Consider the following 12,494-nt stretch of genomic DNA (forward strand, 5'->3'; position numbering starts at 1 on the left):
CGGATCATTCACCTGCTAGATTATCAAGCTTCAGTTGCACGGTCGGGTCGATCCCCTGGCCATCAGCGATTGCATCCTGATAGGAATCACGAGCCGCCTTGATAGAATCTGGAGTTCCCTGAGCCACATAAATATCACCATTCAAAGCGGCAACAATTCCTTTAAAAGCTTTCCCTTTTAACTGTCTGAGTGTCGCCAGTGCATTGTCATATTGCTTCAACTGTATCAACACGCGAGCCAAACGAATCACGGCCAGACCTTGAACGGGCTGCTCAGAGCGAGCAATCACTCGCTGTAAGGTTACAGAAGCCTCTTTATATTGTTTCTGAGCCACCTGTTTATTAGCCAGAATCAGTTGGGCGAGCTGTGCATAATTTCCCGCGCCCTGATAAGTGCTGATAAACTGTTCTAGCGCTTCAGCCGTTACATCATTCCCCTTAGCACTCTCTAATAACAAGTGTTGATAAGCCTGTGAAGCCAGCACTGTCTTTTGGCTCTGATGGCTTTGGTAAATACTCCAGCCTATAGCAGCCGCAATCACTACAACAATCGCCACAGCGATTGCAATCCAATAGCGTTGCAGAATTCCCTTTACTGCCTGCAACTGTTGTTCTTCGGTGGAATAGATCTCCACAGATCCCCCTATAAACTCAAAGCCTGAAACTGAACCGGTAATGTACCCTGTTCAACCCATTAAACAAAGTACTCGCGCAAATGATCGATCAATTGTGCCTGACTAATCGTAACCTGATCGGCTCCTGTTCTCAGGTATTTAATCGTTACCTGTGAATGCGCCATCTCATCTTCGCCAATAATCAGGGCAACTTGTGCACCTGATTTATCCGCACGCTTAAACTGTTTCTTAAAGTTGCCTCCACCACGATGATTTAATACTCGCAATTTAGGCATCGCTTCACGAACCGCTTCAGCTAACTGGTTCGCAACCGCAGTACTGGAATCACCACTGCCGAGGACATAAACATCAGCGGTCGATGCGGCCTGATGTAACTGCCCTAGTGTATCCAGCAATAAAATCAGCCGTTCCATACCCATTGCAAAACCAACCGCAGTCGTATGACGTCCGCCAAGCTGCTCAACCAAGCCATCATAACGGCCACCGGCACAAACTGTACCCTGAGCACCTAGACTATCCGTCACCCATTCAAAAACAGTCCGGTTATAATAATCCAGTCCACGTACCAAACAATGATTGATCTCGTAACTAATACCGGCTGCATCTAACAGCTGACACAGTCCATCTAGATGCGCTTTACTTTCATCATCTAAATGATCGATCAATTTGGGAGCATCAGCTACAACCGCTTGAACCTTCGGATCTTTGCTATCAAGGACCCGCAACGGATTTGTCTGCATCCGGCGACGAGAGTCTTCATCAAGTTGGTCTTCATGAGCTGCCAGATAAGACACTAATTTTTCACGATAGTTCGCCCGGGCTTCATTAGATCCCAGTGAATTCAGTTGTAACTTCACCTGATCACGGATCCCGAATGCTTTCCAGAATCGAGCCGTCATCAGAATCAACTCGGCGTCAATATCTGGGCCATCCAACCCAAAGACTTCTACGCCAAACTGATGAAACTGACGATAACGCCCTTTTTGCGGACGTTCATAGCGAAACATCGGCCCCATATACCATAACCGTTGTTCCTGGTTATACAGCAGGCCATGCTCATTACCTGCTCGAACACACGCGGCGGTTCCTTCAGGACGCAGGGTTAAACTTTCGTCATTCCGGTCACTAAAGGTATACATTTCTTTTTCAACGATATCAGTTACTTCACCAATAGAACGTTTAAACAGTGCAGTATTTTCAACGATGGGAGTTCGGATTTCACTGTAACCATAAGCTGCAACAACCTGTCTTAACGTATTTTCGACCTGTTGCCATTTAAAACTTTCTTCAGGCAGACAATCGTTCATGCCTCGAATTGCTTGAATTTGAGTTGCCACGTTATTCTCTATCTATATAAGTTAATTTTTTTGTATAACAAATGATTATAAATTAGTTTGAGGGCTCGGGGTAAAAATTCCCAAGCTTATTTAATCAATCTGTTTCACATCGATTTGAGCGATCCGGGAACGAATTTTCGCTTCAAGTGCATCGACCAATTTATCATTATCAAACCGCTCTTTTTGCCGGACACCATCCACATAAAACCCACTTTTCCGGGCACTCCCCGTGATCCCCATGTCTGAAAGCAAAGCTTCCCCCGGACCATTGACTACACACCCAATAATGGAAACATCCATTGGTGTCGCCACATCTTCCAGCCGCTGCTCCAACTCATTGACCGTTTTGATCACATCGAATTCTTGCCGAGAACAACTCGGGCAGGCAATAAAATTAATGCCCCGGTTACGAATGCGCAGTGATTTTAGAATATCAAAGCCGACTTTCACCTCTTCAACTGGATCCGCGGCTAGTGAAACGCGCAACGTATCGCCAATCCCTTCACTAAGCAACATCCCTAGTCCAATGGCTGATTTGACGGCTCCAGCCCGTTGTCCTCCGGCTTCAGTAATCCCTAAATGCAAAGGCTGTTCAATTTGCTTGGCCAATAATCGGTAAGCATCAACTGCTAAAAACACGTCCGAAGCCTTCACACTGACTTTAAATTGATCAAAATTAAGCCGATCTAGGATTTCGACATGCCGCAAAGCTGATTCAACCAAGGCCTTTGCCGTCGGTTCCCCATATTTTTCCTGAATATCTTTTTCCAACGATCCGCCATTTACACCGATTCGAATCGGAATATTATGGTCCCGAGCTGAATCGACTACAGAACGAATTCGTCCTTCATGCCCAATATTCCCCGGATTAATCCGCAAGCAATCCGCCCCATATTCCGCCACTTTTAGTGCAATCCGATAATCGAAGTGAATATCAGCAACTAACGGAATAGAGATCTGCCGTTTGATCTCCCGAAACGCTTCAGCCGCTTCCATAGTAGGAACCGAAACCCGCACAATATCCGCACCGGCCTTTTCAATACGCTGGATCTGGCTCACAGTGGCCGCAACATCCGTGGTACGAGTATTCGTCATCGATTGAACCGAAATAGGGGCATCCCCACCCACAGCAACTGACCCAACATGGATCTGTTTGGAAAGGCGCCGTTTAATCGGTACGTTAGAACTCATTTATAACCTCATGAATTAGGAATCGTCAGGCGGACCGTACGCCCTTCTACGCTAGAATGATTAAAAGCAAACGGCTGACCGCCATACTCTATCGTGACCCCATCGGGAACGCCCAAAGTCACCTTGTAAGGCGGTTGGCCATTTAACACGATCACTTGCCCAACCTGTTTCACCCCTATGGCCAACCGATTATCGGAAGCATCCCGCACTTCAATCCAGCAGGCTTTTGAAAACCGGAGCTGTAACTGTGAAATCGCCGGGGAGGAACTGGAACTGTTCACCGAAGCCGCCATAGTTTTATCAGTAGCCGTCGGCTCATCAGCCTGAACCGGGGCATCGACCGAGGTAGCGACGCTGGCAATATTGGGATCAGCACGGTTAACGGATGGCGTCGGTACCGCTGAAGTCTGGGTCTGCGATGAAGATTGACTCAGTTGCTCGGCCACATGCAGTGCCGTTTGAGCGGCATTAGCTGGAGGGCTTGGCATAGCAGGCGCTGGAGTGGTTGCATCCGGATGGGCTGGTTCCGCGGTTGGCGTGGCATTGTCATCTGGTTTTTCAGTCACGACGGGAATATCCGTTGCCGGATCGGATGGCTGGGAAAGTGGTATGGTATTGCTCTGAGTCGGGTTACTTTCAGAACCATTCATAGAACTGGGTAAAATATCGGAAAACGAATGATTCTGCCACCACCAAATACCCAGAGAAATTAACAGAATTAAAATGATGATAATCGACAACCATTTTAACCGACTATCATTGGAACGATCATCCAGCCGCTGTGAAAAAGTATGCATCTGTGCCGGCTGAATCGGCTCATGCGTTGCTTCATAGCTGGCTAAAACCACCGACTCGGGAATATTTAACAGCTTGGCATAGCTGCGGATATAGCCTTTGAAAAAAGTGGCTGAAATATGGTGTTCCGCATTGTCATTTTCGATGTCAACAACCACCTGTCGACGTAAATTCAGCCGAGTAGCAACCTCTTGCACAGACAACCCGGCCGCTTCCCGTGCCGCTTTGAGTTGCAACCCTGGATTTTGTTGAATGACCTCAGTGCGATCATCTGCTGAGGCTTCTGGCTCATTTTTTGGTTCAGTAGTCATCGGCTAAATATTGTTTTGTTTCAGGTGCATCCGGGAACCGAGTCATCAGCTCTTTGCCCCATAACACCTGTTGTGTCAAGTTACCCTCTCCTCGCGTCAGCCGAATCCACGCTAACAAACTGCTTGGCGTCGTCGATGTAACTTGGCCATACCGTCGCAGATAGATGCGCGCATCCTGATAATGATGCTGCCTAATCAGCACATTAGCCAATCCCAACAGGGATCTCGGACGCTGCGCATTATAAGCCAGCGCAGAGAGGAAATAAGATTTTGCTTTATCATACTCGCCTGATCGATAGGCACACAACCCGGCATTTTCATTGGTGCTATCGAGCGCACTATAACCGGGGCTATTCAGCGCCTTTCGAAAAAGAGCTTCGGCGGCACTGTACTGATTTTCCCGGCATTGGATCACGCCCAGATTATTGAGTGCATCTCCATTTGCGGGTTGCCGCTTTAAAACTCGCTGATAAGCGGCAACCGCTTTATCTGGTTGTTTTACATAAGAATAAAAATAACCACGCGTAAGATCAACATCTATTAAGTCAGGAGCATCTTTAGCGGCCTGCTCAATATTCTGCAGTGCCAACTGGCTATCCCCGGCACGTAAGTAGTTAATCGCTAATGCTAGGCGGTTTTGGGCCGCATGTATTTTGTTCTTCGGCTTATGCTGCGACTGATCAACCGGAACCCCATCCACCAAAGTCTGAGTCACACAACCACTCAACAACATAAGTGATAGCGTTATGGTGATCAATAATCTCATTCGTCTCATCCCAATTGTTACGATGCCGATTTGTTACGATGCCGATTTTTGAACGGACACCGAAATAGGTTGCCCATATTGGCGTTTTTTCAAAGTCCGTTTAGTTCGATCAATCACGTCTCCAGCCAACTGACCACAAGCAGCATCAATGTCATCACCTCGAGTTTTACGAACAACTACCGTTAAGCCATATGACATTAATACCTTACTAAAGCGATCAATACGACTATTGGAGGGTTTATCAAATGGCGATTCAGGATAAGGGTTAAATGGGATCAAATTAATTTTACACGGAGTATCTTTTAGCAATGCCGCCAATTCATGGGCATGTTCCATCTCATCGTTAACATGATCCAACATGACATATTCGACCGTTACTCGACCCTGATTCGCATTGGATTTTTGCAGATATCGCTGCACGGCCTCCAAAAAGGAACGAATATTATATTTATCATTAATCGGCATAATTTCACTCCGCAGCTTATCATTCGGAGCATGCAATGAAATAGCTAACGCCACATCGATCCGATCACCAAGTAAATCCAGCGCCGGAACCACACCTGAAGTACTGATCGTCACCCGCCGTTTACTCAACCCGAAGCCAAAATCATCCATCATGATCTCCATCGCCGGGATCACATTATTCAGATTCAGTAACGGTTCACCCATTCCCATCATCACGACATTAGTCACCGGACGCTGGCCGCTCTGTTTGCTAAAACCAATAACCTGAGCCGCCCGCCAGACTTGACCAATAATGTCAGAAACACGTAGATTCCGGTTAAATCCTTGCTGCGCTGTTGAACAGAATTTACAGTCCAATGCACATCCGACCTGAGAGGACACGCACAGGGTCGCCCGATCTTTTTCCGGAATATAAACCGTTTCGATCTCCTGACCATGCACCAGCATCGCCCATTTGATCGTACCATCTGCTGAACGCTGTTCTTTGGAAATTTCGGGAGCCTGGATTTCAGCGCAAGCCTGCAATTTGCCTCGCAACACTTTATTGACATTAGTCATCTGTTCAAAATCGCTGACACCATAGTGATAAATCCATTTCATCACCTGATCCGCCCGAAATGGCTTCTCTCCCATTTCGGCGAAGAACTCTCGCATAGCCTGCCGGTTCAGATCTAAAAGGTTAATTTTTGACTCACTCATGAATGTCTCACAATCTTGAAATAAAAAGCGCTGGATTCTACAAATTTTAACGCGTTTTGAACAGTATGGGATCCTCTAATGGATCATACCCGTAATCCACAACTAGTCGCCAGACCATTTGCCGCGTAGCTTATTTTAACAAATCTCAACCCATTACAGGAGATCAAATGCAACGAAAGAATATCATCGCCATGCTAACGGGTTCGCTACTGCTCAGTGCTTATGCCCATGCAGCCCCAGCTCCGGTACAGCTTTCTTTGCCTGGCGTTAACTTTCCCGCTAATGATGAAGTCAAAGGCGCTCGCTTTTCGTTTTTATATGGCCGAACAAAAAACGTCACCGGATTAGATATTCCCATACTTTCTCTCTCAGACATAGACAACTTTACCGGTGTTCAGTTCGCACCTTTTTTAGGGGTTGGTTATGTCCGTAATCAATTTAAAGGGGTCGGTATTGGTCTGGTTAACTGGCATGATGGTCACGACTTGGGGGCTAATATTGGTCTGGTGAATGTAACCCGTAATGTCCAAGGGTTAAACCTAGGAGCCGTCAATATTTCCAGAGACCAATCACTGGTGGATCTGGGGTTTGTCAATTATGCCCCCAAAACCACGTTCCAACTCGGTTTGGTCAACGCGACTCAAAATTTACAAGGGATCCAAATCGGTTTGGTGAACTATGCGGCCAACGGCGTACTGCCGGTCATGCCGATTGTCAACTTTAATAAGAGCTTTTAGATGTAATGGCGATCGAAGGCCAACCTGACCTGAATCAAACCAATAGGGTAAGGTTTGCCTACACGCACGCTCCAAAAGATGCAGCCCCAAAATCAGGGGCTGCTCGCTTTGGATGATGGCTTGGCTGTAATCTGCTACTGATTTAGGCCGCTTTATAATCGCGGTAACTTTTCTCTAATTTTTTAGCCGCTTTTTTGCTGACACCCACATGGGCCAAAGCGACACGTAACCGAGCTCGAGACATATCCGGTCCAAGGATCTCCATCGCATCAACCACTGATGTAGAACTAGTTTTACCGGTAATCGCCACAAACACCGGCTCCAGAAAATCTTTGACTTTAATTTCAAAATAATCAGCAAGTGTTTTAGCTATTCCAAAAATAACATCTTTATCCCACTGCCGCAGGTTATCCAATTCCCAGATAAAAAATTGCATACTATCGCGGAATTTTTCTTCACCCAATTTCTGAGTGAGCAATGCCGGATCATATTCCGGGATCCCACTGACAAAATGAGCCGCGAGAGGTGCTAAATCACTGAAAACTTCCAAGCGAGTTTTAGCCTGCGGCAAAATACTCATGAGAGTCTCCCGATTATAGGCCCAATCGACCAACCGCTGAGCCAATTCTTCATCGCTCAATTCTTCGCGGATCCATAATCCGTTCAGCCATTTCAGTTTATCCACATCAAAAACCGGACCGCCGAGCGACACTCGTTTAATATCGAAGTTATCAATCATATCGGCTAGCGTGAATTTTTCCCGGCCATCCGGCATCGACCAGCCCATCCGCCCCAGATAGTTCAGCAAGGCTTCCGGCATGAACCCCATTTTTTGATAATAGAGAATACTGGTCGGATTTTTCCGTTTACTCAATTTCGATTTATCCGGATTTCGCAGCAATGGCATATGCCCCAATTCTGGAATATCCCAGCCAAAATCCTGATAGAGTTTCAACAGTTTAGGCGCAGAATTCAACCATTCTTCCCCTCGGAAGACATGGGTAATCCCCATCAGGTGATCGTCCACCACATTCGCCAGAAAATAAGTCGGGAAACCATCGGCTTTCAACAATACCTGCATGTCGACCTGTTCCCAGGGGATCTCGACTTCACCACGCAGATAGTCATTAAATTTAAAGCTGCCTTCTTCCGGGATTTTCATACGGATAACATAGGGATCACCCGCATCCAAATGCGCTTTAATTTCAGTTTCACTTAAACGCAATCCACGACCGTCGTACTTAGGCTGCAATCCCTGAGCCGATTGTTCAGCACGCATTTGAGCTAATTCATCGGCCGTTGCAAAACAATAAAAGGCTTTACCTTCTTCGACCAGCTGATGGGCGTATTTCTGATAAATATCTAATCGGTCACTCTGCCGATATGGACCTTTATCCCCTCCGACATCCGGACCTTCATCCCATGACAAACCCAGCCATTGCAGGCTGTCCAAAATTGCCTGTTCAGACTCCCGGCTACTGCGTGTTTGATCCGTATCTTCAATCCGCAGAATAAACTCACCGCCATGCGATTTAGCGAACGCATAGTTAAATAGCGCAATGTAGGCAGTACCGACATGGGGATCGCCTGTCGGGGACGGAGCAACTCGGGTTCGAACAGTCATGAAATCTCTCTTTATATCAGACGTAAACAGTAAAATAAGTGGCGTGATTTTATCACAGCCATTTGCGGCTGACAGCTGTAAAGCCAATTCAACGAATATCTTTCCTCTAGGGAACCTTATTTTTTGTTTAATTAAGCATCAAATGATGGGAAAATCATCAAACTATCTGATTTAATCAAATTTAGCGTTGACAGAAATCGACGCGCCCCTATAATACGCCTCCACAAGATGGTTGCTTAGCTCAGTTGGGAGAGCATCGCCCTTACAAGGCGAGGGTCACTGGTTCGAACCCAGTAGCAACCACCACGTGGTCGTTTAGCTCAGTTGGGAGAGCATCGCCCTTACAAGGCGAGGGTCGCTGGTTCGAACCCAGCAACGACCACCACAAAAGGTTGCTTAGCTCAGTTGGGAGAGCATCGCCCTTACAAGGCGAGGGTCACTGGTTCGAACCCAGTAGCAACCACCATATGGTCGTTTAGCTCAGTTGGGAGAGCATCGCCCTTACAAGGCGAGGGTCGCTGGTTCGAACCCAGCAACGACCACCAACCTGTTTCACCCATGATTTTCTCTTAGTGTATAAAACCAGCAATGTTGAGATTACCGGGTTAGTTTTCCCAGCAATTCATGCCTCATTTTGGGATAATGATTCTCATCGCTGAGCCAAATTGAGAGAAAGACTCGACTGAACTGAGGATCGGTGATAGCTCCGATTTTTTGCTCACCATAATAAAACTGAGCACTGTGATCTGACGCCACCCGCATCTCCATGCAATCTCCGGTTTTCACATCAGGCCACATATTCGTTAATTTATTGAGCCACTGTTCCACCGGAAATTTATTGCCGACGGCCAATTTTTGCCATTCTTTACGCGTTTGTTTAATCAAATCCTGATGCTTAATGTCCCTAAAATAAGTCATCTGCATTCGAGTTCCCGGCCGGGCCTGCTGTGCTGCTTGAGGACCATTGGATTGATACAGACGCGCCTGATAAATATCCACCCACCAGCGTTTAATCGTCACTTTGCCTAAAAGTTGCTGATCCATTGGTTTTACACAAGTGTGTTCAAGAGTACTACTGGCCGTCGCCATTGCTAACCATATTGCCGCTATCATAAAAAACCTTCATTCTATGACAACTCTCATTTGAGAGTTTTCCCTGCTGAACGCCTATTATTTAAGCAATCTCTGGACCAATCTATATACAAACAAATCACACCGGATCTCATTCACAATAACAATCCGCTATTGATGCACATCCCACAATTAAATTGGCATTCTCAAATCAACAAAATACCCACGCAGGAATGTATGTATTGACTTTTTGTGTTTGAATTTCGTCCAAATTAAACGCATTTTGAACAGCGTGCTCTGTGAGGACTTAATGAGTTAAGCGTCCCGCAAAAAATAAGAATTCCATTCCTTCCATAGTCTTTAGTCCTTCACCCCCCAAAATAGTTTCCCAAATAAAATAGAAAATGATAAAGACATAATTAAAAGCCATGAAACATTCATGGTTTAATTTGGCTCACATTCAATACCTTTGACTAGGCCCGACCCAGATCAAGAGGCCTTATTTACCTTGCATTAAATAAATATAATCATTTAGATCATATAGTTGCATTTAAAAAACCACTTAATGAATCATGTGGATTGCAATGATCATTCTTTGAGTCATATACTATACCCCAGTATAGGATTGAGAATGAACGATGCCAAATAGCCCCGAAGAGAAGAAACGAGTTTTAACCCGAGTACGTCGGATCAAGGGACAATGTGAAGCGTTAGAACGAGCGCTGGAATCAGGTGCTAGTTGCGCTTCCGTGTTACAGCAAATTGCCGCTACCCGAGGAGCCATTAACGGATTAATGGCTGAAGTACTGGAATCTCACATTCGAGAGGAATTCAGCACTTCAGAGGATGGAGAAAAAATTAAAGAGTTGCTTGTCCTTGTGCGTAGCTATCTGAAATAGCACAGCGATTTGCACAATATTTTGTTTGTTAAAGCAGTCTAACAATGAGGAAGTCATTTATGAAATCACGCGCAGCTGTGGCCTTTGCTCCCGGCAAACCATTGGAAATCGTTGAAATCGATGTAGCTCCACCCAAAAAAGGTGAAGTGCTCATCAAAATCACGGATACAGGCGTATGCCACACCGATGCCTTCACCTTGTCAGGTGATGATCCTGAAGGGGTGTTCCCAGTCGTGCTTGGTCATGAAGGTGCCGGTGTTGTGGTAGAAGTAGGCGAAGGTGTGACCTCAGTAAAACCGGGCGACCACGTTATTCCCCTGTATACCGCTGAATGTGGTGAATGCGAATTCTGTAAATCAGGCAAAACCAACCTTTGTGTCGCTGTTCGCGCAACCCAAGGGAAAGGTTTGATGCCTGATGGTACAACCCGCTTTTCATACAACGGTCAACCCTTGTATCACTACATGGGATGTTCAACCTTTTCTGAATATACGGTGGTTGCCGAAGTATCTCTAGCCAAAATTAACCCTAAAGCCAACCACGAACAGGTGTGCTTATTAGGTTGTGGTGTGACCACCGGGATCGGTGCTGTCCATAATACAGCCAAAGTACAAGAAGGTGATTCTGTGGCCGTATTCGGTTTAGGCGGTATTGGTCTGGCGGTTATTCAAGGGGCACGGCAGGCTAAAGCAGGTCGAATCATTGCGATCGACACTAACCCAGCCAAATTTGAGCTGGCAAAACAGTTCGGAGCCACTGACTGCGTTAACCCGAAGGATCACGAAAAACCTATCCAAGAAGTCATTATTGACATGACTGGTTGGGGAGTAGACCACTCGTTTGAATGTATCGGCAACGTCAATGTGATGCGTTCAGCATTAGAATGTGCGCATCGTGGCTGGGGCCAATCGGTCATCATCGGTGTTGCAGGTGCCGGTAAAGAGATCTCTACTCGCCCATTCCAATTGGTTACAGGTCGTCGCTGGTTAGGCTCTGCCTTTGGGGGTGTTAAAGGACGTAGTCAACTCCCCGGCATGGTGGAAGATGCCATGAGAGGTGATATCGACTTAGCTCCATTTGTAACCCATACCATGAAACTTGAACAAATTAATGATGCCTTCGATTTAATGCATGAAGGTAAATCCATTCGCTCAGTCATCAAATTTTAATGTAACACAGACTCGCGTGGCTACAATCTGCCACGCGCCTTCTCCGTAATCAGTAAGGAAGTTATTCATGAGTGACGTATTTTTACATCCTGCCATTGAAGGCGGTATTAAGAAAGGTGTAACAGGCTTCGCCGGTGGTACTTTGAAATGCCAATGTGAAGTTGATCCTGTCGAAGTTAAAGTTGACTCCAACGTAGCGCATAATCACGCTTGTGGTTGTACTAAATGCTGGAAGCCAAGCGGTGCAGCATTTTCCGTCGTGGGTGTTGTTCCCCGGGATAAAGTCACTGTCGTAGCCCACGGTGAAAAATTAACCATTGTCGATGAAACAGCAGCCATCCAGCGTCATGCCTGCAAAGTCTGCGGTACCCACCTGTTTGGTCGTATCGAAAACACTGAACACCCTTTTTATGGACTGGACTTTATTCACACCGAATTGTCTGCTGAAGAAGGTTGGGAAGAACCCCGCTTTGCTGCATTCGTCTCTTCAATCATCGAAGGTGGCGCTGCACGTCCGGAACAGATGGACGGTGTACGCGCGAAACTGACCCAACTCGGTCTGCCCCCTTATGATTCATTAAACCCCACATTAATGGATGCCATCTCTACGCATATCGCGAAACAGAAAGGTATTCTTTAACCATACGGAGGAAGCGGTCACTTCCGCTTCCTTTTCGCTCCGCTTATCGCCCTCTTGAAGCGACAACCGTCGTCCCATTTAACAGCGATCATTTTAAGAAAATTATCCAGTATAGAGAACAATAAAAGAAGTTATCAATATATGTAACAAGCTAAA

Annotated in this window: 12 protein-coding genes and 4 tRNA genes; 8 read left to right on the forward strand and 8 right to left on the reverse strand. The window is 46.2% G+C overall.

Going from position 1 to position 12,494, the window contains the following annotated elements; genetic code table 11:
* Positions 1–4: 4 nt before the first annotated feature.
* From ABUE20_RS15995 to rlmN, 6 genes are all read right to left on the reverse strand, one after another.
* Complete coding sequence (locus tag ABUE20_RS15995) at positions 5–634, reverse strand: YfgM family protein (RefSeq protein WP_408620955.1); 630 nt, start codon at positions 632–634, stop codon at positions 5–7.
* A gap of 59 nt (positions 635–693) precedes the next feature.
* Complete coding sequence (gene hisS, locus ABUE20_RS16000) at positions 694–1,971, reverse strand: histidine--tRNA ligase (RefSeq protein ID WP_408620956.1); 1,278 nt, start codon at positions 1,969–1,971, stop codon at positions 694–696.
* A gap of 90 nt (positions 1,972–2,061) precedes the next feature.
* Complete coding sequence (gene ispG / locus ABUE20_RS16005; protein ID WP_408620957.1) at positions 2,062–3,162, reverse strand: flavodoxin-dependent (E)-4-hydroxy-3-methylbut-2-enyl-diphosphate synthase; 1,101 nt, start codon at positions 3,160–3,162, stop codon at positions 2,062–2,064.
* Positions 3,163–3,170: 8 nt separating this feature from the next.
* Entirely contained in the window at positions 3,171–4,268 is a 1,098-nt protein-coding gene (locus tag ABUE20_RS16010) for a RodZ domain-containing protein (protein WP_408620958.1), read from the reverse strand.
* A complete protein-coding gene (gene pilW / locus ABUE20_RS16015; RefSeq protein WP_408620959.1) occupies positions 4,258–5,034 on the reverse strand; it encodes a type IV pilus biogenesis/stability protein PilW in 777 nt (258 codons plus the stop codon). Before pilW ends, ABUE20_RS16010 begins: the two co-directional genes overlap by 11 nt.
* 33 nt (positions 5,035–5,067) lie before the next feature.
* On the reverse strand, positions 5,068–6,198 hold the full coding sequence (rlmN, locus tag ABUE20_RS16020) for a dual-specificity RNA methyltransferase RlmN (RefSeq protein WP_408620960.1): 1,131 nt from the start codon (positions 6,196–6,198) through the stop codon (positions 5,068–5,070).
* Between the two features lie 167 nt (positions 6,199–6,365).
* Between rlmN and ABUE20_RS16025 the strand changes: the two genes are divergently transcribed.
* Entirely contained in the window at positions 6,366–6,935 is a 570-nt protein-coding gene (locus ABUE20_RS16025) for a VC2662 family protein (RefSeq protein ID WP_408620961.1), read from the forward strand.
* Positions 6,936–7,077: 142 nt separating this feature from the next.
* Here ABUE20_RS16025 and gltX read toward each other — a convergent pair whose 3' ends face one another.
* Positions 7,078–8,559: a glutamate--tRNA ligase gene (gene gltX, locus ABUE20_RS16030; RefSeq protein ID WP_408620962.1), complete on the reverse strand. Its 1,482-nt coding sequence runs from the start codon at positions 8,557–8,559 to the stop codon at positions 7,078–7,080.
* Between the two features lie 230 nt (positions 8,560–8,789).
* Here gltX and ABUE20_RS16035 point away from each other — a divergent pair.
* The 4 genes from ABUE20_RS16035 (at position 8,790) to ABUE20_RS16050 (ending at position 9,104) form a co-directional block, all read left to right on the forward strand.
* Positions 8,790–8,865, forward strand: a tRNA-Val gene (locus ABUE20_RS16035).
* Positions 8,866–8,868: 3 nt separating this feature from the next.
* Positions 8,869–8,944 (forward strand) — tRNA-Val (locus tag ABUE20_RS16040).
* A gap of 5 nt (positions 8,945–8,949) precedes the next feature.
* Positions 8,950–9,025: transfer RNA gene (locus ABUE20_RS16045), tRNA-Val, on the forward strand.
* A 3-nt stretch (positions 9,026–9,028) separates the two neighbouring features.
* Positions 9,029–9,104, forward strand: a tRNA-Val gene (locus tag ABUE20_RS16050).
* 52 nt (positions 9,105–9,156) lie between these two features.
* On the opposite strand, the gene ABUE20_RS16055 is transcribed toward ABUE20_RS16050, so the two are convergent.
* Positions 9,157–9,672, reverse strand: coding sequence for a chalcone isomerase family protein (locus ABUE20_RS16055; RefSeq protein ID WP_408620963.1), 516 nt, complete (start codon positions 9,670–9,672; stop codon positions 9,157–9,159).
* 596 nt (positions 9,673–10,268) lie between these two features.
* Here ABUE20_RS16055 and ABUE20_RS16060 point away from each other — a divergent pair.
* The 3 genes from ABUE20_RS16060 (at position 10,269) to gfa (ending at position 12,338) form a co-directional block, all read left to right on the forward strand.
* A complete protein-coding gene (locus ABUE20_RS16060) occupies positions 10,269–10,529 on the forward strand; it encodes a metal/formaldehyde-sensitive transcriptional repressor (protein WP_408620964.1) in 261 nt (86 codons plus the stop codon).
* Positions 10,530–10,588: 59 nt separating this feature from the next.
* Positions 10,589–11,698, forward strand: coding sequence for an S-(hydroxymethyl)glutathione dehydrogenase/class III alcohol dehydrogenase (locus tag ABUE20_RS16065; protein WP_408620965.1), 1,110 nt, complete (start codon positions 10,589–10,591; stop codon positions 11,696–11,698).
* A gap of 67 nt (positions 11,699–11,765) precedes the next feature.
* Positions 11,766–12,338 (forward strand): S-(hydroxymethyl)glutathione synthase, encoded by a 573-nt coding sequence (gfa, locus tag ABUE20_RS16070; protein WP_408620966.1) that lies wholly within the window; start codon positions 11,766–11,768, stop codon positions 12,336–12,338.
* The last annotated feature ends 156 nt before the right edge of the window (positions 12,339–12,494 follow it).

Origin of the sequence: Celerinatantimonas marina (genome assembly GCF_046054165.1) — a bacterium.
Classification (GTDB): Bacteria; Pseudomonadota; Gammaproteobacteria; order Enterobacterales; family Celerinatantimonadaceae; genus Celerinatantimonas.